Origin of the sequence: Streptomyces sp. NPDC006134 (assembly GCF_040628835.1) — a bacterium.
GTDB lineage: Bacteria > Actinomycetota > Actinomycetes > Streptomycetales > Streptomycetaceae > Streptomyces.
In genome coordinates this window covers 65,855-90,100 of the sequence record NZ_JBEXTV010000023.1, presented here as the reverse complement: position 1 = coordinate 90,100, position 24,246 = coordinate 65,855, and the positions used below count along the sequence as shown (strand labels likewise).

Sequence of the window (24,246 nt, the reverse complement as noted above, 5' to 3'; positions counted from 1 at the left end):
GGCCGTTAAGGCAACTGATCAACGATCAAGCCCAGCTCGCTGACATGGAAACGGTGCCTCTCGCCGGCCCGCACCCATGCGCCGTCTTCCGGGGTCATGTTCAGCCGGAGGACGGTCTTCAGGGCGGCCATGCCGCGCCAGGCACTGTTTGCATCGCCCGCCACGCCGTCGACGAGTCGCCGCGGTACTGGGATCAGGTAAGGGACAAGCTGGCCCGGCTGCTTCGGTCTGCGCTTGTTGCGATCAAGCACAAGCTTCTCCGCGAGGACCCCGTCCTGAAGGAGAGACCCCGGGTACAGGCACACCACATGCACCATCTCCTCACCGAGCACGCAAGAGAGCAGTTCGGGCTCCATACCGGGATGGTCGCGACTCAGCAGGCCGAGGTCGCCATCGAGCTCCCGCGGCCCCGGTACCTCCAGCCAGCCCGCAGTACCGGTGGCTCTTCGTTCTCGGACCGTCCGCCGGTTGTCGAGCTGCCGAAGCTCACGCGCCGCATCCTTCCCCAGCCCGTCGACGAGCTCGTCGGCGTACACCTCGTCCAACAGCAGGGGCACTTCTTCCGGCATGGAAACCGTCCTGCCGGCCCCCAGGACCATGTCAGTACGCCGCACCAGCGCGGCATCGTCCAGTTCGGACTTGTCGTCCGCTCGGAGCACCACGAGCCGCGGCTGGTCACCCGCGCTCTGTGCCGCACGGGCCAGCAGGTCCGCGAGCGGTGCCAGCCCCGATACGACGAGGTCGAAGCGCAGGCCCCTGACATGTTCCAGCATCGGCGTCGTCACCAGCACGCAGGGGCCGCTGACGCCGCCGTCGGGAGAGAAGGTGCTCCGGCAGGCCGCGAGACGCTGCCATCGGTCCTTGTTGCGCATCTGTTCATGGACCAACGTCACATCGAGGCCGGGCAGGTCCTGCGAGAGCTGACGGAACGTACGGATGGCTTCCGCAGGCGTCGGCCGGTAGATGACGGCCCTGCCGTCGTCGGCCGCGACCAGGGGTGCAAGAGCCGCCTGGATCTCTTCGTACGGCGCACCGTCAAGCACCTCGATACTGAGTGTGCCAGCACGAACGGCCCCCGCAGGCTGCCGGGGCAGGTGCCCGCCTCCGCAACTAGCATCCACGAACGACCAAGCAGGCAGCCGGCGAGGCTGCACCATCGGCTCCTTGCCCCCTCCAGCGCCACGGCGATAGGCCGCCAGCATCGCGTCCACCGACCTGTCCGCAGACATCGCGGCCAGGACAACGGGAATCCGCAGCGCGGCGGCCCACTCCAGAAACCGGAGCATCAGCTTCTGCCCCCAGGCACCACGGGCATGGGCCTCATCCACCACGACGACCTTGCCGGAGAAGGCAAAAAGCCGCATCACGTTGAACTTCACCGGCATGACCGCCTGGAGAAGTTCGTCCACCGTCCCCGTGCCGAGCGCGGCCAGGAGCGCGCGGTGATGGGAATTGAGCCAGCTGTTCGCTGCCAGGGCCCACTCCTCACCAGGCTCCGCGCTGACATCACCGGCCGCATTCGCATGCGCCCACTGCTTCGCGGCTTCCGCCGGCTTCAACCGCGAAGAGCTGTGAAGCAGGAGCGACCGCCAGGGACCCGTCAGGGCCTGCTCAGCGAAGGCATGCACCTGCGCCATGTGGCTGTCGGCCGCTGAGCCGGTCGGCAGCGCATAGAAGAGACCGCGCGCGTGCGCTGCATGCCCAAGGACCGCCGCTGCACGAAGAGCTGCCTCCGTACGCTCCTCCGACGGCGAAGCCGTCACGACCACCAAGCCCGGCCCGTGCTCCGCCACCAGATCAGGCAACTGGCCCGCCACGCTCGCCCCGAGACTCGTCCCACCAGCACACTGAACCGGGGCCGGCCGCGCGAAACCCGTCCCGAGCAGGTCGCTCTGCTGCACCAGACGGGAAGCCGCTGCGCGGGCGACCTGCCAGTAAGCATCCAGGTCTTCAGGAGTTCCAGCCCACCCCTCCTCCCTGAGCCTGGCCCGAATCTCATCGTCGATACTGGCCAGCCAGTCCGACAAGGTCACCAACCCCGTCAGAACGACAGCCGCTCCCGGCGTCATCCGCCCTTGCGGAACCGACTTCGCCCCTGTCACTCTGCGCACCTCATCGAAGTGCTTCCGCCGCTGCTCCTCCCACCTACCCGTGCCCAGACCCGGGTGGCGAGCGACCGGACACCTCGAATCCTTGTCGTAGACGACCGGGTGGAAGCGACCGCCGTGCCCACCGAGCAACTGGGCCACCGCGTGACTGAGCTGGGACTGCGGACGCCGCTTCGACGACGGATAGCCGATCTCCGCGAAGATCCCCGCCAGCCACCAGTGCGCCGCCGCCTCATGCGACTGCCTGTCCTGCGCGGCGCCGGCCGCAAATCCGTACCCCTCTTCACCGCTCAGCTCCTGCGCCAGCAGCCCTCCGTCCGCGTACTTCGGGCCGTTCCGGTGCAGTTGGAACGGCACGCTGATCTTCCCGATATCGTGCAGCCCCGCCCAGAACGCCGCGAGCGCCCGCGCCTCCTCGTCCGGAACCTGCAGCGCCCCGACCACCATGCTCCGCTGGTGCGCGGTCAGCAGCTCATCCCAGACGACCTCAGCGACGGCTGCCGTATCCAGCAGATGACAGATCAGAGGGTGCGTGCGGTGAGCTCCGCGGGCGTTCTTGCCCAGCCCGGCAGCCTTGCCCCACAGGCGGGAGTCCAGAGACATGGGGTGCTCCTCGTCGCGGATCCATGCAGGTGTGCCTTCATCCCGCTTCACCTATTCGAAGGCCGGCGGGGGTAATTCCCTCAACCACTGCTACACCAACGGGTTCCCGTCGTAGAGTACATACCGCTGCACGCCTCCCTGGGAGGTGCGCGGAGCCTCATTGGCTCTCCAGGCAACGGCAACTTCGAGAAGAACGCACGACCCTCTCGAGGGATGTGGCGCAACCTCGGCTCTGTCTGTGCCATGGAGATACAGTGTCCCGGTTCCTGCACAAGTTCGTCCTGCGTCGCGAGGTTCTACTCGAAGCCTCACGCGTAGTGGTCAGCGCGGTGATCCGTGCCCTGATCAGCGAACTCGTCAGCTGGCTCATCTGAGCCAACGGTGACGGACCCCAGGGGTCCGTCACCTCTTGTTTCAAGACGATCGCCGCTGGCTGAACACATTCCGCGCAGCGGGGATACCCCGCAGGACGAGATATCCGGCTACAAAGGGGGCCGACCCGCTCGTTCTGGTCCTCCCTGCAACGCGGGGGGGGTGATCCGTCCCCTGACCGGGCTGAGGCCGTCCTGCTGGCGTCCTCCCCGCCGCGACGTGGGGGTGATCCGTGCGTGGACGCGGACGGCAAGGTGATGTACAGGTCCTCCCCGCCGACGCGGGGGTAATCCGTTCATCGACCTGCTCGCCGAGTCCTGTGCGGTGTTCTCCCCGCCGACGCGGGGATGTTCCGGAAGCGTTGCAGCGCAGCAGCATGTAGACGGTGTTCTCCCCGCGGACGCGGGGGTGTTCCGCCCTCTTCGGCGTCGGGGTCGTAGTGCACGACGTCCTCCCCGCCGACGCGGGGGTGTTCCGTTCGCGGAGGACTACGACCTGCTCCACAGCCTGTCCTCCCCGCCGACGCGGAGGTGGTCCGACGACCCGGTCCACCCCCGACGAGCACGACACGTCCTCCCCGCTGACGCGGGGTAGTCCGCCAGGACGGGGTGGTGAGCGCGCGGGTCACGGGTCCTCCTCGCCGACGCGGGGGTGATCCGTCGCCCAAGCATGGATCGGCGTACAGGGCCAGAGTCTTCCCCGCCGACGCGGGGGTGATCCGACGGATCCGTGGGCCGACCCCGACGCAGCGCGGTCCTCCCCGCCGACGCGGGGGTGGTCCGTACAGGTACACCTCGGCCTTGGTGATCGTCGCGTCCTCCCCGCCGACGCAGGGGTGGTCCGACGTTGGTGTACTCCTTCACCGCCCGGGCAAGGTCCTCGTCGCCGATGCGGGGGTGGTCCGTTCTCGGACAGGGTGTCGTTCTCCCTTCGGTTGTCCTCCCCGCCGACGCGGGGGTGGTCCGTGAATGCTGTGATCTTCGGTGGCGGACTGGACGTCCTCCCCGCCGACGCGGGGGCGATCCGTTGCCGCTGCCGGAGCTGGGTTCAAGGACGCGGTCCTCCCCGCCGACGCGGGGGTGATCCGGCTCAACTTCCGGCCGGTCCGGATGCCTCTGAGTCCTCCCCGCCGACGCGGGGGTGTTCCGACGGGGGCTGTGGGGTCTTACTCGGTCGGCGTGTCCTCCCCGCCGACGCGGGGGTGGTCCGCGCACGGTTGTGGAAGGCTACGCCGCGTTTGCGTCCTCCCCGCCGACGCTGGGGCGGTCCGGCATACGCGAAGGGCATCCTGCCCCAGTTCGGTCCTCCCTGCCGACGCGGGGGTGATCCGGCAAGGTCCACCCGCGCGGCCGGTCGAGGGCGTCCTTCCCCGCCGACGCGGGGGTGGTCCGCGGAAGGTCTTCATCAACCCCACCGACGGACGGTCCTCCCCGCCGACGCGGGGGTGATCCGCGCGCCCGGGACGAAGCCCGGGACACGCCGGAGTCCTCCCCGCCGACGCGGGGGTGATCCGGTGCTGGTGGAGCGGGCCCCGGATTGGCAGCGGTCCTCCCCGCCGACGCGGGAGTGATCCGGTCCCCAGGGGCCACGTAGAGGTTCTTGGGGAGTCCTTCCCGCCGACGCGGGGGTGGTCCGTTCATCGACGCGAGCCACTTCGGTGGCGGTGCGTCCTCCCCGCCGACGCGGGGGTGGTCCGCTCCAGGAGATGGAGGAGCGCAGCGCGGCGCAGTCCCGCCGACGCGGGGGGTGGTCCGTGCTGGACGCCCTCCCTCGTGCCGTGCACCCAGTCCTCCCCGCCGACGCGGGGGTGTTCCGGTTCCAGGTGCGGGCCATGTCCGGCTCGTCCTGTCCTCCCCGCCGACGCGGGGGTGGTCCTCCGAGTGCCATGATGGCGTCTCCGTCTCGCGAGTCCTCCCCGCCGACGCGAAGGTGGTCCGACGACGTGGGGTCTGTTTTCGAGGTCGCGTTCGTCCTCCCCGCCGACGCGGGGGTGGTCCGGCGCGGACGCAGGCCGAGCTGGCGCTTTACCCGTCCTCCCGCCGACGCGGGGGTGGTTCCGCTCACCTCCTCCCTGCGGCAGCTCGGGCAGACCTCCTCCCCGCCGACGCGGGGGTGGTCCGACTGACCACCGACTCCATTGACCCCGGGCCCCGTCCTCCCCGCCGACGCGGGGGTGGTCCGCGGACGGATGGTGCGATGAATGCGACTCCTGGGTCCTCCCCGCCGACGCGGGGGTGGTCCGCGAGTTCAGGGGCTGGCGGAGAAGATCCTCGCGTCCTCCCCGCCGACGCGGGGGTGGTCCGTAGCCGTTCATGGAGCGGGAGTGCCGGGCCCAGTCCTCCCCGCCGACGCGGGGGTGGTCCGGTGGACGTCCCGTTCGAGGAGCAGCGCGGCCCGTCCTCCCCGCCGACGCGGGGGTGGTCCGTGCCTCCGCATATCCCGGTCCTTGAACGTGGCGTCCTCCCCGCCGACGCGGGGGTGGTCCGCCGAGGAGCACGAGGGCGTCGGGGCCGGGCTCGTCCTCCCCGCCGACGCGGGGGTGGTCCGTAGCCGTTCATGGAGCGGGAGTGCCGGGCCCAGTCCTCCCCGCCGACGCGGGGGTGGTCCGGTGGACGTCCCGTTCGAGGAGCAGCGCGGCCCGTCCTCCCCGCCGACGCGGGGGTGGTCCGTGCCTCCGCATATCCCGGTCCTTGAACGTGGCGTCCTCCCCGCCGACGCGGGGGTGGTCCGCCGAGGAGCACGAGGGCGTCGGGGCCGGGCTCGTCCTCCCCGCCGACGCGGGGGTGGTCCGTCATGCGGGCGATGATGCGGCGCCGGAAGATGGTCCTCCCCGCCGACGCGGGGGTGGTCCGCCGTCGCAGTGGTGCGTGAGACCGGCGCCGGGGTCCTCCCCGCCGACGCGGGGGTGGTCCGGCGGACGGCAGCAAGGCGCCGTCCGTGCGCTCGTCCTCCCCGCCGACGCGGGGGTGGTCCGTCGTCCATGTTCAGGGTCACGGACTTGATCGCGTCCTCCCCGCCGACGCGGGGGTGGTCCGGCCAATGACGGCACGGCGTTGCAGACGTGTCAGTCCTCCCCGCCGACGCGGGGGTGGTCCGGCACTCCGGCACCACAGCGGGGCGGCGCCACCGTCCTCCCCGCCGACGCGGGGGTAGTCCGGGTCCGGGGCCGGCGGTGGGCTGGGGCGGCTCGTCCTCCCCGCCGATGCGGGGTTGGTCCGCGGTCGGTCGTCAACGTGCTCACCGCGCGGGGGTCCTCCCCGCCGACGCGGAGGTGTTCCGGGCGGGAAGAAGGCGGCTGAGGCGTTCCTCGAGTCTCCTCGCCGACGCGGGGGTGATCCGCCACGCCGGAGGGCCCGCGCAAGGGCCGACCGTCCTCCCCGCCGACGCGGGGGTGATCCGAAGTCCCGGATCGGGTAGATGGTCGGCTTCTCGTCCTCCCCGCCGGCAACGCAAGGGTGATCCGCGGGTACGCAATCCCGGCGAGCTGATGGGAGCGTCCTCCCCGCCGACGCAGGGGTGGTCCGGTTGAGCTGTACGGGGCAACTGACCGCGGAGACGCCTTGCCCGCTCCAAACCGGTCAGCTCGCATCAGTGACTCAGCGCGTCCACCTATTGGTGGGCCGGGAACACGCTGCCACCGGGAACTGCTCTCGACGACGGCTTCCCTGGGGAGAATCTGGGGAGTATCCGCGTCGCTGGGGAGCGCGTGGGGAGAATCGTCCACACAAGACTGCATGTTCGTGAAAGACGCTGAAAGGCACAACTCCCCAGGTCAGCGGCAGGAACGGTGGAATCACCGCAGGTCAGCTCCCTTAACTGAACAACTTGACGACGTACTTCACTGGTAACAGATGCGCTTGCAATTCGTACTGCTGGGCGACCGCTGCCGTTTGATGCAGCGCCGCGAATGGCGTCACTCACTGGACACAACTCGCTCTCCGTGATCGGACTTCACTCCGCCAGAGGCGGTTCTCTACGGAAGGCGGGACAACATAGCCCAGAATCGCCGGTTAGCCAAACCGGCGATGGTACGGAGTATTGACGGTGGCCCCGAGCACCTGCGCGAGTGACCTCCGTAGGCCCGGAATGGGGTGGCAACCGGTCAAGACGAAAGAACTCGGATGTACACAGGAATCGACGAAGCCCTGGCCCCTCCCTTTAGCTCTGCCCACATCCGCGCCACCTGGAACGGAACGGCGAGCGTGGAGGACGCCTCAAGAGCGTTCGGATTCTCACGTGCAAAGGGATACGACCTGATCCGCAGCGGGCAGTTTCCCTGCCGCGTGCTGCGTATCGGCCGTAAGACGCGCGTCGTCACGGCATCCCTGCTCCGTGTACTCGAGAGCGGAGTTCCGGAGTACAACGATGCCAGCGTTGGGGGCCATCCGACATCCTAGGACCGCTACGACGAGGCCCCTATAACGCGGGGGCGCGGGAAACCGGTCTGACCAGGTTGAAGACCTCGCGGGCGGCATATCGCTTGAGGCATCGGATGATCTCACCGCGGGTCTTGCCCTCCTGGGTGCGGCGTTCGTAGTACGCCCGGGTGCGCGGATCGTGGCGCAGGCAGGTGAACACGATGCGGTGCAGGGCAGCGTTCGCCTGACGGTCGCCGCCGTAGTTGAGCCGACGCGTGCACCGCCGGCCAGAGGAGTACTCGATGGGGCTGACTCCGCAAAGGGCAGCAAAGGACGCCTCAGTGTTCAGTCGCTCGGGATTGTCCCCCATGGTGATCAGGAGAGTGGCGGCACTGTCCGGGCCGATGCCCACCGGTACGAGCAGTTGCGGCGCGTAGCGTTCGACGAGCCGGGTCAGGCGTTGGTTCAGCTCGTTGATCTGTCCGCTGAGCTGTTCGATGCGTTCGGCGAGCATGCGCAACGTCATGTGGGTGGCCTGGGCCACCGCGTCCTCGTCTCCCCCACCATCGGGCGGGCTGAGGGTCGCGCAGGTGCGGAACAGCTCGGCATTGCCCAAGGTCGACAACCGCTCCCGCAGGGCGGGGTCGGCGATGACCAGGACGGCCTTGAGCTGGTTGATCGCCTGAGTGCGGGCCTTGACCGCGGAGTCCTTGGCGAGTTTGTAGATCCGGGCGCTGTGCACGGGTCCGTCGCCGGATTTGGCCTGGGCCCGGGCGCGACCACTGAGCACGGCTCGCGCTGCGGCCTGCGCATCGAGCGGGTCCGACTTACCGAGCAACCGGCGGGCCGACCGGTCGGGCCGGTTCACTTCGAACACCTGGATCTGCTAGGTCACCAGGTAGCGGGACAGGCCCGCGCCGAAGGTGCCGGTGCCCTCCACGCCGGCCCGACGCACCGTCCCCCGCTTGCGGGCCCACACGAGCAGCTGCCGATAGCCGGCCGCCGTGGCCGGAAACGACTCGTTACCCAGGACCTTCCCCAGCGGGGAGGTCACGGCAGCGACATGCATCTCGCCGTGCGTGTCCACGCCCAGTACGACCTCTCTCCGCACGGGCGGGTCCGTGTTCGAGGAGGTGCTGCGCTGTCTGGTCGTCATGGTGGTTCGCCTCCCGGGTGGTGACGTGCTGGGCGGATCGCACCGGCCCGCATGGACGGTCTGAACCATGATGGCGCCTGAACTCGGCAAGGCCCCTATTGGGACACGCCCTGTGGCTCGGTGGCAGGCAGCATCCCGCGACGACAGTCGACAGGTCTGTGGCTGGACACTTCGGTCATAGATCTCATGAGTCAGACCTCCGCCTGGGACGGCACTGCACAACCGTCCCATCGATCCCGGTACAGCGGCATGACTCGATCACTGCCGGATGACTTCGACCGAACCGATGCTCAACATGACTGAGCGCGCTGACAAGGCGTTGACTACCGTCCACTCCTGACCGTCATGGCCGGCAGCGCTCGGGTCAGCACCGGCTACAACGGAATTCCTACGCCTGATCCGGTCCATCGACCCAGGAAAACTTGGTGTGTCAGCGCAGCCCTCTACGCTGGGATCCGACACGCGCACAGTGGGGCGGCGGGACGGTCAGAGGACGGCAGTGGCATCGAACGACAGCAGGGCACACAACTGGCACAGCATCCGGGAATGGGACGGCAGCCAGCATCGCGCGTTCGAGGAACTCTGTTTCCAGCTCCGGACGCCGGCGCCTCCGGGCTGGGAGACGATCAAGACTGCTGCTCCGGACGGCGGCGTCGAATGGTATGACCAGGCGCCCGACGGCAGTGCTGCGCACGGATACCAGGTCAAGTTCGTCCACAACATCGACGATCTCATCCCTCAGGCGAAGAAGAGCGCCAAAACAGTCGGTGAGAACATCGCGAACCGGAAGATCGTCCGACTTGAATTCCTCACCCCCTTCGACCTCTCCGACCCCACCCCTGTCACCCCGCGCGGGAAGGCGCGTACCGGTGCGAGGGAGCGGTGGAACAGCAACGTCGCCCGGTGGAAGAAGGACTTGCCCGGTCTTGCCGACGTGGACATCCGCTACGTCGGTGGCGGTGAGCTGCTGGAGCGGTTGACCCGGCCTGGAAATGAGGGGCGTCAGTGGTTCTTCTTCGAACGGCGGGCGCTGGGCAGCGAGTGGTTCAGGGAACAGGTCACGCTTGCTGAGCGTCTGGCCGAGGCGCGGTACACACCCGAGCATCATGTGACGTTGCCCCTTGCGCGTGTGGCGGATGCGTGCGCCCTGCCGCAGGAGTTCTTGAGGCAGGGCGTCCAGCGATCCCGGGATCTGCAGGCCGCTGTGGTGACCCTCCTTTCCGAGATGACACGCTGGTACGACAGCTATCCCGCGCCGGCCAGCAGCCCCGACCATCAGGCGCTGGCGCGGTGGGTGCACGCGTGGACGCCCGCGTTGCGGGAAGGCGCCCACACCTTGGTCCACGACCTGTCCGCTGCATGCGCAACGTCCGGTTTCCCCGCCGAGCAGAGTTCTGCTGTGGTGGAGGACATGCTGGAGCGGCTGGGTGAGTTCAAGGACCTGGCTAACCGGTTCACCGAGGAAGAGCGTGAAAGCGACGACGCCATACCTGCGGCCGGACGGGGCGCAAACGCTCCGGTGACCGCGGTGCAGAGCGTGCAATGGTTGTGCGAGCGCGCTCTGGCTCGTGCCTTCGACGCCTGCGAGCGCCTGGACGGCTTGTTGCGGAGTCCCGCTGCCCAGACAGCGGAGAAGAAGACCTGGCTGCTCCTGGGGGAGGCAGGGCAGGGCAAGACGCACTTGCTGGTCGACGCCGCGCGGCGGGCCGTAGACGAGGGCCGTCCGGCGCTGGTGGTGTTCGGGCAGGAGCTCACCGGGCACAACACGCTGAGTGAGGTCGCGCAGAAGCGTGGCCTGGGGCCGCTTGCCGAGCGGGACTTCCTCCAGGCGATGGACGCCGCTGGCGCGGCAAGCGGTTGCCGCTTCCTGTTGATCATCGATGCGCTCAATGACTCCGACGACGCCGGGAACTGGAAGAGCGAACTGCTCGCGCTGCAGGTGCGTCTGGCCGGGTACCAGCACATCGCTTTGTTGGTGTCCTGCCGCTCAACCTTCAAGTCGATCGTCGTGCCTGATCGCTTCGATGTGCCAGTCTCCGTGCACTCCGGCTTTGCAGGACGGGAGATGGAGGGGCTGGAGAGCTACCTGCGGGATGTGGCGGCGGTTCTTCCCAACACTCCCCTGCTGGCCTCGGTCTTCACCAACCCCTTGTTCGTAAAGCTGTACGCGGACAGTCTGAGCAAGAGCCTGGAGCGTGGCGGCTCGGGCGGCCATCCGCGTGACCGGAGCGCGGTGTTCGACGCCTATGTCGACCACCGTGCGGAGACCATCTGCTCCCGGCTCGGACTCGATCCCCTGGAGCGGCCCGTGCACCGTGCGGTGGACGCCCTGGCGGCGCGCATGGCCGCCGCACGGCGTTCCGTGCTGCCACGTGATGAAGCCCGCGCTCTTGTCGACGCGTACGCACCGGCGGCCACGTCGTGGCCGGCCACGATGCTCGGGCAGCTCCTCGCCCAGGGCCTGGTGTCCAACGAGCGGACCTACAAGGCCGACCAGGCAACCGGTATCGGTTTCCCCTACCAGGCGTTCGGCGACGACCGCGTTGTACGGTCGGTCTTCGCTGCCCACCAGGACGAGATCGACGCGCTACGCGAAGGACACCCACTGACCGCCGATTCCGCGCTGCGAAGCTGGCTGAGGCAGGCTGCCCCGAACTACCAGGAAGCAGCGTCGATTCTCCTGCCCGAACAAACCGGGACGGAACTCATCGACCTGCTGGCCGCCTCTCCCACATCCGCAGAGGCCACAGCTGGCCCCGGCAGACGCGCGGACGCACGAGGCTACCGGCTGGCCCGCAGCTTCCTGGAAACGCTTCCACTGCGCAGCACACGCAGCGTCAACGAACGCACCATCGAGCTCCTCAACGAGACCGCCGCACGCCACGGACGCAATTCCGACGTGCTAGAGGCGGCGGTAGCGGTCACCGCCGAGCCGGGGCATCTGCTGAACGCCGACCGTCTCCACCGGGTGCTGCTGCGAAAACCGCGGCCCGAGCGCGACGCGTGGTGGGGCGTAGAGACCTACTCCTTGCTGTGGGACGTCACGGCACTGCACCGGCTGCTGCGCTGGGCCGAGCAGTACCCCACCCCGCGCCATCTCCACCCTGCATCCCTCACGGTCCGGCGTCGGCTCGGGGACCGGACCCGCCGACCGGTGCAGACGGCCGGAGCCGACCACGAGGAAGTCGTCCGGCTGGCCGCTACGACACTGGTGTGGACCCTCACGTCCTCCAACCGGTTCCTGCGCGACCGGGCCACCAAGGCCCTGGTGCAGCTGCTTCTGGGGCACGGAGACGTTCTCGTCTCCCTCCTGGACAGATTCCTCCACGAGGACGCGGAGAAGATCGATGATCCCTACCTCTTCGAGCGTCTGGTGTGGGTTGCTTATGGAGTCCTGGCCCGTCGCAGCGAGGACGACGGCAAGCACGACCTCCTCGGGACAGTCGCTCGGCGGCTCCTCACGTACTCCTACGGCGCGGTCGATTCGCCCGCGCACGCCTCACGGAACGGGCTGCTGTGCGAAGCGGCTACACGCGTTGTGACCTTGGCGCACCATGCTGGAGCCGTCACCGGCGAGGAAGCAAACGCGGTCAGGCATCCACACGCCTGCCCTCCGATCGGGCAGGCTCCTACGGAGGAGGACCTCGACGTGCTCTTCCCGCGGCGGGAGCAGAACAAGTCGCTGTGGGGATCGCTCCGCTCGTCCCTTTCACCCCTGGGAGACTTTGCGGACTACCAGGTCCGGCCGGCCGTAAGGCACTTCAGTTTGCTGCCGCTGTCGACCGACTATCCCCGTCGGCCGGCGTGGCAGCGCGCCGACGATCCTGTCGTCGTCGACCCCGCCCGTATTCCGGCCTTCGCGCAAAGCCTTCCGGAGTCCGTCCGGCCCGCCTTGAGCACACTGGCTGCCGTTGAACAACTCCTCACCGGGAGGAAGGCAAGGGACGTCCTCGACCCGGACCAGTACGCGCTGCTGCGGGCCTGCCGAGTGCCCCCGGCCGACGACGAACGCCTCGCCGCTGCCCACGTCGACGCACAGTGGGCCGCACGCTGGGTCCTCGCCCGCGTCGCCAGCCTGGGCTGGACGCCTGAACTCTTCGCCGAATTCGACAACATGCGTTCCCGCCACTCTGGCTCCCGCCAGTCACACAAGGGCGAACGGGTCGGCAAGAAGTACCAGTGGATGGCCCTCCACGAGCTCGTGGAACGCCTGGCGAACCACCGGCACCCCCACCGGCAAACCGAGCACGACGCCGCCGAATACCCCGGAGCGGCACGACTGTCGCTGCTCGACATCGACCCCTCCCTTCCTCCGGCCCGACACCCCTTCTCCGACACCGACGACGACAACAGTCCAGACGAAGCCGACCACGCCACTTTCGCGATCGCCGACCCCGCACACCCGCTGGCACCACCTGTCCCCGACCTGCCCGACGACGAGGGCGTCGACGAATGGATCTGCCGTCCGGACAACCTGCCCGACCTCGACGAACTGGGCATCCGCACCGACAGCGACGGCAGGCAGTGGATCGTCCTTTACGAACAGGCCATGGACGACCACGACGGCCGAGGATGGAACGTCACCCGTGGCCAGGGAGAGCAATGGCACCGCATCCACAGCTGGCTCGTGCCTGCCCCCCAACTCACCAGCCTGCTCACATGGCTTAAGGGACGTTCGTTCACAAACCGGCTGATGCCCGAAGGGCCCGATCGCCACAGCCTTCTCCTGGCCGACTTCCCCACCATCCCCAGTCCCTGGACCGATCCGGAACCCGAGTCCTGGCATGTGAGTAGCTTTCAGTACGACGAATCCGATCACGGTGAGGACGACTCCCCTGTCCCAGAGGACGATGATCTCTCCTCTCCGGAGCCAGCCCCTGGGCCACCGGCATCGGAGAGGAGTGTCGCCATCGCCATCTGGCGGGAGCGCAGGGAGAAGCGTCGGGAAGAGCTGCTCCTGGAGCTCGCAGAGCAGTGGGCGGACGGTCCGATGGAAGGTGACGAGGACGACTGGCTGGAGCGCACCCTCGCCGCACAGCCGCAGGGCCGGATGGTGTTCGCCACAGACCCCGATGGGGAACCCGTCACCGCTATTCCGACCGACCAGACCTACAACTGGAATGGTCAGAGCCTGGACTGCTCCCTCGACGCATCCGTCTCCGTGACGCTGCTCAGTGACCCACTCCTGAGAGACAGCAGGCTGCGGCGCGACCCGGACCGCCCCTTCTGGTACGACACCGACGGGCAACTGCAGGTGCAGTACCTGACATGGGACCGCCCGAGCGGCAGGGCTTACAGTCTCCTCGCGTCCAGAGAGTGGCTCGAGCACCGCCTCGAGCGCAGCGGCCATTGCCTGGTCCAGGGCATGACCGGTGAACGGCAGCCTGTGACCGCCGAGCACCCCCGTGTCTGGAGAGAGTTCGGCCAGAGCGCTGGCCGCACGGCACAGGGCCCAGGCAAGGTTGGGACCATCGTGACCGAAGTCAAGAGAAGCATCCGGTAGCAGGCCGTCGCCGGACTTGGCCCCGGGCCGGGTCATTCGTCCCTCTTCCCTGCGGCCGGGCACAATGCCACTGACATCAAGGAGGCAAGCACCTGTTCGACATCGCCGTAGGCTCATGACATGAAATCCGTCATCACGGCCATCGACGAGGTGTCGCCGGACAACCAGCTCAGGTGCAGCATGCACACCCGACCGAGTCCTCACTGCAGCGGCCCGGTCGTTGCCGTGGTGACGTTCGACGACGCGGGCGGCAAGGACAACCACTGGAACGTATGCCGCTGGTGGCTCACCAACCATCCCGACGCGGTCGCCTTCCAAGGCCAGTGACCTGCTAACAGAACGCCACTGAGCTTGCTGCCTGGCTCGTTCGCCGGTGATCTCCATTGGAAGAATGTGCCTACCGGCCGCCGTGCCTCGGTCTTCACCCTCACCGCCACCGGGCGCGAACAGTTCGCCACCTGGACATCCGCCCAAGGTGTCCGGTAGACGCGGCGCTCACCGCCCTCGGCCAGGATTCCCGCACCGCCATCGCGAACGCACCAAAAGAGAGCCACAGGAGCCGGCTGCCCGGATCGGTGACCACCTGCACGTTCACGCCGTGTCGGCGGTGCTTGTGGGAGTCGGCGCGTCCGTCGCCGCCGCGGTCGCACTCGGCAAGCCTGCCGTCGAGCAGGAGGAAGTCCGGGTCTGCCTCGCGCAGGGTTTTGAGCAGGCCGGGCGCTCGTTCGGCGAGCAGGCCGACGATCGCGGTGGTGTAAGCCTGGGCGGTGGACTCGCTGATTCCGAACCCGGCGGCAATCCTCGCCCGGGTGGTGTGCTCACGCAGGTACACCACTGCCACCAGCGCACGTTGGGACGGACGGGGCTTGCAGCAGCGGTCGCCCTCACGGGTGACCACGAGCATCGTGACCCACTCCACGAGTGCATTCGGCAGGTCGAGTCCGCAGGTGGGGTTTCCTCGTTTGTGGGCGTCTCTTGAGGATCGGATCGTGGGGTCCGAGATGGAGGTGTCGCCATGGCTGCACAGCGGTATTTCGGAGGAGTTCAAGCGGTCGCTCTGGTGGAGTCCACGGGCTGCTCGATCAACTCGGGTAGCCTGAGCTTGGTTGCATAGTTCGCAGATGTCCAAATAGCGGAGCAAAGCCCACCACGTACTGAACCCGATCACTGCAACAACACCTCAACCCGGATAGGGCTGCCGCTCAGGATCGCACAGCGAACATGGGCCGCGTCGTCGTCCTCACCGCCGGCACCCATGTCTCACGCTGGTGCGGGTGGCGGGAAGTGCGTGGCGCGGAACTCGGCGAGGGTCTGCTCCACACCGGCGATGGTCAGACGCCAGAAATCCCAGCCGTCGATCTTGTTGCTGCCGGTCGCGGCCCTGGCGGCGGTGGTCGGGGTGCGCCAGGGGCGGCCCAGGACGTTGATCTGGCCCTCGTGGTTCAGGACTGCCTGGTGGACCTTCTTCTCGTGCCGGCCGGTGAGGGTGATGCCGGCCTTCAGGTCGTCCGGGTCCAGATGTTGCAGCAGGTCTTGCAGGTCGACTCGGGAGCGTGCCGGGTCGACGGCGGGTGTGGGCGTCGTTGCGGTGGTGGGCGCGGCGGCGGGCCGGTCGCAGGCGCGATGCAGGGCCAGGGCCATGGCGGCTGCCGAGCTGTATGGCGCCTTGGGTCCCACTTTGTCGTCGATCAGCTGCTGGATGTCGGTCTTGTCACCGTAGCGGGCGAGCACGCCGACCTCCCGCATGAGGCGGCTGCGGAGCGGGACGAGGTGGGAGTCGTTGAGCGCGAGGATCCGTATGGTTTCGTCGGCGCGGCACAGGCCGCGTTTCGTTTCGGCCAGCGAGTAGGGGGTGTTGCTGCGCCGGGCGTAGCCGGCGCTGTCGAAGCCGAGCAGGTCGGGGTCGCTGTGGTGGGCTGGGTCCAGGAGCAGCGGTTGTTCGCGGTCCAGGTCGTCGGCTGCCGTGCGGGCGCGGGTTCCGCCTATGAGGGGGAACTGGCTGCCCTTGGCGCGGCCTTCCCGGACGCCGTTGTAGCGGGCTCCGCCGCTGTTGCAGTGTCTGCAGGCGATGCGGTAGTTCGACATGTCGTAGGCCAGCCACCAGTAACCCGGGTGGCCGGGCACGTCGAGTACTTCGGATTTCGGCCGGTAGTGGTCGACGGTGATGTCCGCGCGCACGATGAGGGTCTCGCAGTACCAGCACTTGTCGCCGACTAGTTCGAGGAGCAGGTTGCGTACGGCGTCCTCGGTCCAGTGCATGGTGAATGTGCGCTTGGTGCCGGCGGCGACGGCGGCTCTGACCGCGTCGAGGGTGCGTTTGGCCTTGGTTGCCCAGGCCGGCGGGGCGGTGAGCCCTTGCATGTTCACGTGTCTCATCGGTGTCAGATCACCGACGAGAAGCGCTCGTGGAACAGCTCGGCGACCAGGGCCTGCAGTCGTTCGGGCGAGGGCGGGTTGGGGCCTTGCGCGGCCTCGAGGAGCGCGAGGCGTCTGCGGTGGAGCTCGGCGAGGAAGGCCGCTACGAGCGGATCACGGTCGGAGTTGGGAAAGTCCATGGTCTCCAGCTGGGCGGTGACGTCGCGCAGTGCGGCCTGTTTGACCGGGTCGCCTTCCGCCTCGGGGAGCAGCGCGTACTGGCGGTCGATCAGCTCCTGGGTGTGCTCGTCGAGTTGGGTGGGCAGGTCGAACAGGTCGGTGGTCAGCAGGCCGCCGGCGCCTTGTCCGCGCGGGTTGGCCCGGGGTATCACCGCGGTGGCCTGGCCCTCCACGTCGGTGGTGACGACGCGGATCTGCTCACGGGTCATGTTGGCCACCAGGAGCGGTTCGTGGGTGGCGGTGAGGAACTGCGAGTGCTGATGCGGTCCCAGCACGCTGCGCACGGAGGAGTACCAGCGCCGGCTCCACTCCGGGTGGAAGTGGGAGTCGGGCTCGTCCAGAAGGAACAGCGACTCATGTGTCCGCTGTAGTCGCAGCAGGCCCAAAATGGTGAGGAGTTGCTGCTCCCCGGAGCTCAGGTCGTCCAGGCCGACGGTGAGCGCGCCGGGTTTGTCCAGGCGGACGTCGACGGTGAGGTAGCCGGCGTCCAGCAGGGTGGCGAGCAGGCCGAACATCGACAGGTCGCTGTCGAAGAGGTTACGGAAGGCGCGGACGTCCTCCGCGGTGCCCAGGTCGATCTGGAACCCTTCGGCGGGGCTGCCGGCTCCGTCCACCGGGTCGGCGTCGGGGATGAGACCGAATCGCCCCGATTCGGCGGCGGCCGCGAACAGGGTGCGGGCGGGTCCGCCCAGGCCCCAGTACGGGAGGGCAGCCAGGTGCGGGGCGCGTGCGGCGCGTGGCGCGCGGATCCGCAGGACCGCGGAGGCCACCCGCTGGAGGTAGGAGTGGCGGCGCAGGTAGGTGCCGAACGAGTCGGACCAGTGGGTGGTCTGCGCGAGGAGCAGGAGCGGCAGGTGCGCGGGCGTGCACAGGAACACCGGCGTGTACAGGGGGCAGTTGATGGGCAGGGTGAGCTGCTCGGTCCACAGCTCTGCCTCGTCCGGCGTGTGGTGTGCGCGCCAGTGGTCGAAGTCCTTCATCCACTGCCGCCGCCATTGGCCGATGCGACGGGCGGCGAAGCGGCGGTGCTGCTCGAACTCGCTGGTCCAGGGGGCCTGGGCATGCGCCTGGTAGCCGAAGACGTGATCGGGCAGATGCTGCGCCCACACCGCGCGGGCCACCCGGACCGGCCGGCCCAATGAGGTGCTCACGGTCAGCTCGGGAGAGCTATCGGGGGAGGTCTGAACGACCCGGACCGTCCTGTCGTGGACCTCGTAGTCGAGCTCGAAGGCGAACCCCGCACGGCGCCCGGGCCGGTGCAGGGCGCCGAAGATCTCGGCGAGCGCGTGCAAGGCTCGGGACTTGCCGCCGCCGTTGGGGCCGATCAGGGTGGCGATGGCATGGCCGCCGTCGAGGGCGTCCGTGAGGTCCAGCTCGAAGTGGTGCAGGCCCCGGTAGGAGGGAAGGCTCAGTCGCAGCAGCCGCACGGCATCCTCCCGGTCGTGGCGCCCCTGGTCGCCATCACCGCTCCGCCTCACCATCTGGGCTGTCGGCGTGCACGCCGTAGGGGCGCAGCGCTTCGGTCAGGGAGGCGAACTCGGCCAGGGCGGCGCCCAGTTCAGCGGTGATCTCCTGGGCCATGCGGTGTAGGTCGGCCTCGGGCTCTTCCAGCGTGAAGGGCCCGGGCGGGGGTTCGGCGATCTGAAGGTCCAGGTTGACGCCGCTCCTGGCGAGCAGCTCCTGGACCGCGAAGGACCGGAAGCGGGGTGTCTCGACCCGTTCGCTGCGGGGCCGGCCGGGCCGGTAGGCGGACACGAAGTCGCCGTAGTCGGGGCCGGCCTCCGTCATGGGCTTGGCCGTCGCCGTGTGCGGGGAGCGCAGGTCGTACACCCACAGCCGTGTCGTGGACGGGCTGCCGTCGGGGCGCGGGTCGGGCTTGTCGAAGAACAGGACGCTGGCCTTGAGGCCGCCGGCGTAGAAGATGCCCGTGGGAAGCCGCAGCAGGGTGTGCACGTCACAGGCGGACAGCAGGCGGCGCCGGATCAGCTCACCGGGCCCGCCTTCGAACAGCACGCTGTCGGGCACCACGACAGCGGCGCGGCCGTCGGTCTCCAGCAGGCTGTGGATGTGCTGGAGGAAGTTGAGCTGCCGGTTGGTGGTGAGGGTCCAGAAGTCCTCCCGGTAGGGCTCATCGCTGGTGGAGCGGCGGCCGAACGGAGGGTTGGTGAGCACCAGCGTCGCCCGCTTGACCGGCGGGCGGGCCAGCGCGTCCCCGACGGTGATGCACGGGTGGGCCTCGTCGGACCGGGTGACGCCGTGTAGGACCAGGTTCGTCGTGGCCAGCCGTGCGGTTGCGTCGACGAGTTCGGTGCCGAAGAAGGCGCCCTGGTCAAGCCGCTTGCGCTGGGCCGCGGTGACACCTGAAGGAAAGTGGTCGACCAGGTAGTCGAAGGCTTTGATCAGGAAACCGCCGGTGCCGCAGGCCGGGTCGGCGACGGTGTCGTCGATGCCGGGCTGGACGCACTGCACGATCGCCTCGATCAGCGGCCGAGGGGTGAAGTACTGGCCGGCACCGGTCTTCGTGTCCGTGCTCATGCGGACCAGCAGCGCCTCGAAGACGGCACCGATGTCGCCTGCGGACCACTGGTGGCGGTCCACCACGTCGACGATCAATCGGTGCAGGAGGGCAGGGTCCGGGATGCGGTTTTGTGCCCGTCGAAAGAGCAGCCCGAGCGTTCCGGGCCGGGCGGCGAGCAGGTCCAGGATCTGCTCGTAGACCGGGATCAGGTGGTCGCGCTCGGTCGAGGTGAGCTGCGCCCAGGCGTCGAAACCGAGTACGTCCTGCCCGTTGAGGGGGCGTTGGCGTTGTTCGTGGGCGCGCTTGAGGACGATCAGGCTGGCCAGCTGCTCGATGTACTCCAGGCCCGAGGTGCCGTTGTCGCGCAGCACATTGCCGAAGTTCCACAGCCGGTCCACCAGGGCCTGGCCGTATCCGGGGCGGGAGGAGACGGTGGGGTTCACAGCACAGACTCCTGTTGCCCGGACGGGGAAAGCGGAGGGGACAGGTGACCGGTGAAGGCGCGTTCCAGGAGGTTACGCCGCAGCCGTCCGGCCACCACGAGAGCGCGTTCGGCGGCCGCGGAGGCCGCGTTCAGGGCCGTGGTGTGCGCCTGGACCACCGCGACCAGATGGTGCTGCTCGTCTACGGGAGCGACGGGCACCGGCATGAGCCGGATCCTGGTAAGGCTGATGGACGCTGGCCCCACGGTCTGGTTGGCGTTGTGTTTGCACCACTGGCGGCCGAAGCCGTTGGCGTGCCAGGCCAGCAGGACGGGGTGGAGCTGATGGGCGGTGATCCGGACACGGAAGAGGTGGCTGTGGGGGACGCAGTGGGGCAGTTGCTCCTCCCAGATCCAGCCGCGGCCCAGGCTGTCGCTCGATCCGCCGCCCGTCAGCAGCACATCGCCCGCCCGCAGCCGAGCTGCCTGGGCCCGTGGTGGGGGCAGCCGGATCGTGCGGACGTCGTCCAGGTCCAGGCGGCCGCGCTGCACGTTGGCGACCCGCAGGCAGGAGACGTCCACATCGGCGGGATTCCACTCCTGCTTGCCGGGCGGGGTGATGCCGCGGGTGACCTCGGCGACATCGTCAAGGCGGGTCCATCGCCAGCGTTCGGGCAGGCCGGGCAGTGTCCCGTCACCAACACCCGACACCCGGGGCAGGTCCGCGGGAATCCGAGCGGCTTCGGCGAGAGCCCCGCGCCCTGCCCGCGCGGTCAGAGTACGGCTCAGGACGTCGGCCTGGTCGAGGGCGCCGTTGGTGCGGATCGTGGTGGCGTCGATGCGGGCGAGGTGGTCCTCCAACAGGCCGACAATCCGGCGCTGTTCCACCACAGAGGGCAGCGGTAGCAGGACGTCGGCCAGATCACGCTGATTGATCCGCCAGATCGCTGCGCCGCCCTGGCGGGCACGTGCCTCGATCTGACGCCGCATGACCGGCGACTTCCACAGATGTGCGAGGTAGCGCGGATCGAGGGCATCCGGGCGTACGCGCACTCGGATCATGGTGTCGGGGATGGCCGTCGGGGCCGGGGGGCCGTCCACCAGGGCGCCCTCGCCGACCAGGGAATGTGAACCGTTGACCCGGCCGACCAGCACATCCCCGTGTTCAGCGAGCAGTATCGCGCGGCCGTCGTCACTGCGGTCGCTGCTCTTGGACTGGGTGAAGTCCACAGTCGCTGCCCGAAGCGCCGTCATGCGCAGTACGGGCAATCCGCCCTCGCCGGGGCGCGGAGACCGTCCGTTGACCAGCGGTTCGCTCAGCACGTCGGCCAGCCGGACGATCCTCCAGCCGGCAGGCACCTCATTCATCACGCCAGGGCCCTGCCCAGTTCGTCCAGGAGGTCGATCGCGGCGTCGGGCCCGAAGGCGTCAAGGAAGCCGTCCGTGCCGCCGCGCGCCGAGAAGGGGACGCCGTCCAGATACGCCGGGGCGAAGCGGGTCTCGGTCGCCACCACGTCCGCGATCTTCTCGATCCACCACAGCTGGGCGGAGCTGAAGGGTCCGGCCCGCTCAATGAACTCGGCCAGACGCCCGCGCACCGTCTCCGCTTCTCGGCGACGCCGGCTCGATGCCGCCACCCGCAAAGGGGCTGGCCGGTCGTACAGGCCAAGGAGCGCCTCTTGGAGTTCGGGGTTCTCGGCGAGCGGGAAAAGGGCCGCCCGCCGCTCGTCCTCGACGGCTCTCTTGCCTCCCGCCTGGCGCAGTGGTGCCAGGTGATCCGAGTCGACGGAGTCGAGGAGACGGGTCACCAGCTCCTGCAGGGACTGGCCCGCCAGTTTCCGGATCTCGGCGCCGTCGGCGTCACTGAGCGCGGGGATGAGCCGGGCGAGCCTGATGGCGAGTTCGGCCGTCTCCTGCGGCGTCACCAGCCCGTCAGCGGCACGGCTCAGCAGGCGCTCCAAGGCGGCCCGCCCCGCCTGCCCGGATGCATCCGTCACATTCACCAGCGGCTGGAGGTGACGCGAAGCGCCCACCGCGTCGACGACCACGAGCTGCGTCTTGGCAATCGCCCCCGGGGTGACGGCGCGCAGCTCCGCGGACGCGATGGTCTGGGTTCCCATGGCCAGCAGCTGCTCGTAGTAGGCGGCGGAGCGCACCTCGCGCAGGATCAGCAGGCACTCGAGCGCCCGCATGTCGCTGAACCCGGAGATCAGATCCGTCACGACCGCGATCCGGAACTGCGGTGTTGTGCGGAACTCCCGCAGCAGGTGCACCGCATGAGCGTCGCGGTGCGTGATCCGTCGGCAGAAGACGTCCCCGGCGCCGAACACGTCGCGGATGCGTTCCACGACCTCGTCCGCATGCGATCCGTCCTGCGCCAGCACCACGGCCTTGGGGACCACGCCGAGCGCGCCGCTCTGCTGCGTCCGGTCGGGGAACAAGGTCGGCAGCGCGTCGCGGAAAGCCGTCACCACCGCGGCCAGGTGCTCGGAGGGGACAGCTCGCGCCGGGCCCTGCCCCGCAGTGGAAGCCAGCTCCTCGTCCAGGTCCTCGTAGCGGGCGCGGCGCGAGCTGTTGGCTTTCACACCGACAGCGTCGACGGGGGTGGCGAACGCCGGCTGCCGGTCGTCGGCGACCCGGATCTCGTAGACGGAGTAGTCCACGGCGACGCCGTCGGCGACGGCCTGTTCGTAAGTGTAGGAGTCGACCAGGTTGCCCTTGAAAAATCCGAGAGCGGTAGCGGTCGGCGTCGCGCTGAAGCCGACGATGGGAGCGTCGAAGTATTCAAGAAGGGCACGACGCTGTCCGTAGAGCGCGCGGTGGCAGTCGTCGACGATGACGAGATCGAACGCGTCGGGCGGCAGCGCCTCGCAGTAGGTCACTTCTAGGGGTGTGGCATCGGGATGCGCTTGCCGTTCGGCGGTCTCGTACGCCGACACGCGGTCGGAGCCGTCCTCGGGTGCCGGCGTGCCGGCGAGCATGGCCGACAGCCGCTGCACCGTGGCCACGGCCACGGAAGCCGACAGGTCCAGGCCGTCCGCGGTCAGCTCCTGCACGTGGTACACGTCATCGAGACGGCGCCCTCCGTCCGGCATGCTGAACTGGCGCAGCTGAGCGGTCAGTTGGTGCACGGCCAGCTTTCGGTCGACCACGAACAGGACCCGGCCCGCGCGCGCGTAGCGGAGCTGCCGGTAGGCGGTGAACACCCCGGTGAAACTCCGCCCGGAGCCGGTGGCCATGTGCACCAGCGCCCGCCGCTGACCGGCCGCAAGGGCCTGCTCGATGGCCCGCAGCGCCCCGTGCTGGGGGTTGCGGAGCTGGTCGAGTCCCTCGTCCTGCCGCAGCAGGTAGGCGGCCTGTCGGGCCCGGTAGGTCGGCGCCGCGCTGTCCGCCTCAGCCTCGCGCTGCCAGCGGGCCAGCGTGCGGGGCTGGTGGAAGCCGCTGACGAGGCGAGCGTGCGGATCGGGGTCATTGGCGTCGCAGAACAGCAGACGCCGGCCATCGCTCACATACCGGTACGGCAGCGGCGAGTGCCACACGGGCCACGGCAAGGAGCCCGCCGGGGCCTCGGCCAGTGCGCCCGCCTGCTCCATGGCGTTGGTGAGATCGGCACCGTCCCGCTTGCACTCGACGATCCCGACCACCTGTCCGCCGACCGTCAGCAGCATGTCGGCGCGCCGTCCTCCAGCCAGGCGGGGCTCCACCAGGACGCAGCCCAGGGAGCGGTTGAGCTGAGTCTCCTCACCAGCGCCCAGCACGTCCCAACCCGCCTTGGCGAGCCTGCGCTGCACTTCCGCGGCAATGTCGGATTCGCGCAGCGGCTCATAGGCGGCATCGCGCGCGCTGACGATCAGCTGTTCACGTTCGGCGACCGCCAGGGTCACCGGCGAGACGCGCAGGTCGAATTCGCGGCGCAGACGGGGCAGGTCCTCTTCCAGCGCAGCGACCCGCTGCGCCAGAACACTCAGATCGGACGCAGCGGCGTGGACGAAGTTCATCGACTCCGCGTCGCCGGTCAGGGCACGGAAGAACCAGGCGGCCAGCATGAAGCAGCGCTCGACCAGGTGCGCCGCCGCCTCCCGCCCCTCGCGTGTACCGCCGTCGAAGCGGTGAAGGTCGTTGAACGCGTCCAGGACCTGCGGCACGAGCACCCCGGCGCGAGACAGGATGTCCAGACGGGCCGGCTGATCACCCGCGGGCAGGCGCACCCCGGTCCGGTGGCCGACCTCAGCGGCGAGAACCTCACCAAACTGGCGTGCCGCCGCCACCGCATCAGCGGGAGCAGTAGCCGCGCGGGCCTCACAGGATGCGCCGTGAAGAACAAGAAGAGGCTCGTAGGGAAGCAGGAACCCGAAATTGGCTGACGCGAGAGCCAGGTCCATGAACCGGCTTTCGAGCGCGCTCGGCTCCAGAGCCACGCCGACCCTCCCTACCTGCACTGCGGCGCCGCGGAATCCGCTACAGAACGGCTCTCACCCTACCGTCCGCCCCCTGCCCACAACACTGACGCTTTGCCAGATTTAGGTGGGTTGCGTACCGGGTTCGGTGGATCAGCCCGCTCGATGCGCTCGGAGAAGCCGCGCGTGAACCGAAGCCTCCATACCAGCCAGTG

10 protein-coding genes, 1 pseudogene and 1 CRISPR repeat array are annotated in these 24,246 nt (G+C 68.9%); of the genes and pseudogenes, 2 read left to right on the top strand and 9 right to left on the bottom strand.

Annotated features, from left to right (window positions below):
- Positions 1-5: 5 nt before the first annotated feature.
- The 3 genes from ABZ340_RS17450 to ABZ340_RS17440 all read right to left on the bottom strand — a co-directional run bounded on the left by ABZ340_RS17450 (position 6) and on the right by ABZ340_RS17440 (position 8,597).
- The gene (locus ABZ340_RS17450) at positions 6-2,711 is read right to left on the bottom strand and encodes a CRISPR-associated endonuclease Cas3'' (protein WP_358782627.1); all 2,706 of its coding nucleotides are present in this window, start codon (positions 2,709-2,711) and stop codon (positions 6-8) included.
- Positions 2,712-3,224: 513 nt separating this feature from the next.
- A CRISPR array of direct repeats spans positions 3,225-6,607; the repeat unit is 29 nt; unit sequence GTCCTCCCCGCCGACGCGGGGGTGGTCCG.
- Between the two features lie 892 nt (positions 6,608-7,499).
- Positions 7,500-8,318 carry a transposase gene (locus tag ABZ340_RS17445; protein WP_358782626.1) on the bottom strand — a complete coding sequence of 273 codons (819 nt, stop codon included), beginning with the start codon at positions 8,316-8,318 and terminating at the stop codon, positions 7,500-7,502.
- A gap of 9 nt (positions 8,319-8,327) precedes the next feature.
- Complete coding sequence (locus tag ABZ340_RS17440; RefSeq protein ID WP_358782625.1) at positions 8,328-8,597, bottom strand: transposase; 270 nt, start codon at positions 8,595-8,597, stop codon at positions 8,328-8,330.
- A 499-nt stretch (positions 8,598-9,096) separates the two neighbouring features.
- On the opposite strand from ABZ340_RS17440, the gene ABZ340_RS17435 reads away from it, so the two are divergent.
- Complete coding sequence (locus tag ABZ340_RS17435; protein ID WP_358782624.1) at positions 9,097-14,100, top strand: hypothetical protein; 5,004 nt, start codon at positions 9,097-9,099, stop codon at positions 14,098-14,100.
- Between the two features lie 120 nt (positions 14,101-14,220).
- Positions 14,221-14,427, top strand: coding sequence for a hypothetical protein (locus ABZ340_RS17430; RefSeq protein ID WP_358782623.1), 207 nt, complete (start codon positions 14,221-14,223; stop codon positions 14,425-14,427).
- 217 nt (positions 14,428-14,644) lie between these two features.
- Here ABZ340_RS17430 and ABZ340_RS17425 read toward each other — a convergent pair.
- From ABZ340_RS17425 to ABZ340_RS17400, 6 genes and pseudogenes are all read right to left on the bottom strand, one after another.
- Positions 14,645-15,004, bottom strand: a pseudogene (locus tag ABZ340_RS17425) (transposase family protein); the annotation flags it as partial.
- Positions 15,005-15,360: 356 nt separating this feature from the next.
- Positions 15,361-16,476 carry an HNH endonuclease gene (locus ABZ340_RS17420; protein ID WP_358782622.1) on the bottom strand — a complete coding sequence of 372 codons (1,116 nt, stop codon included), beginning with the start codon at positions 16,474-16,476 and terminating at the stop codon, positions 15,361-15,363.
- Positions 16,477-16,481: 5 nt separating this feature from the next.
- Positions 16,482-18,122, bottom strand: a complete 1,641-nt coding sequence (locus ABZ340_RS17415) for an AAA family ATPase (RefSeq protein WP_181810944.1) — start codon at positions 18,120-18,122, stop codon at positions 16,482-16,484.
- A 34-nt stretch (positions 18,123-18,156) separates the two neighbouring features.
- Entirely contained in the window at positions 18,157-19,656 is a 1,500-nt protein-coding gene (locus tag ABZ340_RS17410) for a class I SAM-dependent DNA methyltransferase (protein WP_358782621.1), read from the bottom strand.
- Positions 19,653-21,002 (bottom strand): hypothetical protein, encoded by a 1,350-nt coding sequence (locus tag ABZ340_RS17405; RefSeq protein ID WP_358782620.1) that lies wholly within the window; start codon positions 21,000-21,002, stop codon positions 19,653-19,655. Before ABZ340_RS17405 ends, ABZ340_RS17410 begins: the two co-directional genes overlap by 4 nt.
- A complete protein-coding gene (locus ABZ340_RS17400; RefSeq protein WP_358782619.1) occupies positions 21,002-24,052 on the bottom strand; it encodes a DEAD/DEAH box helicase family protein in 3,051 nt (1,016 codons plus the stop codon). Before ABZ340_RS17400 ends, ABZ340_RS17405 begins: the two co-directional genes overlap by 1 nt.
- Positions 24,053-24,246 lie beyond the last annotated feature (194 nt).

What these genes read in the sequence shown, in the direction of transcription:
- ABZ340_RS17450 (WP_358782627.1), bottom strand. Translation starts at nt 2,711, where the DNA reads ATGTCTCTGGACTCCCGCCTGTGGGGCAAGGCTGCCGGGCTGGGCAAG.
- ABZ340_RS17440 (WP_358782625.1), bottom strand. Translation starts at nt 8,597, where the DNA reads ATGACGACCAGACAGCGCAGCACCTCCTCGAACACGGACCCGCCCGTG.
- ABZ340_RS17430 (WP_358782623.1), top strand. Translation starts at nt 14,221, where the DNA reads ATGAAATCCGTCATCACGGCCATCGACGAGGTGTCGCCGGACAACCAG.
- ABZ340_RS17420 (WP_358782622.1), bottom strand. Translation starts at nt 16,476, where the DNA reads ATGAGACACGTGAACATGCAAGGGCTCACCGCCCCGCCGGCCTGGGCA.
- ABZ340_RS17405 (WP_358782620.1), bottom strand. Translation starts at nt 21,002, where the DNA reads ATGAATGAGGTGCCTGCCGGCTGGAGGATCGTCCGGCTGGCCGACGTG.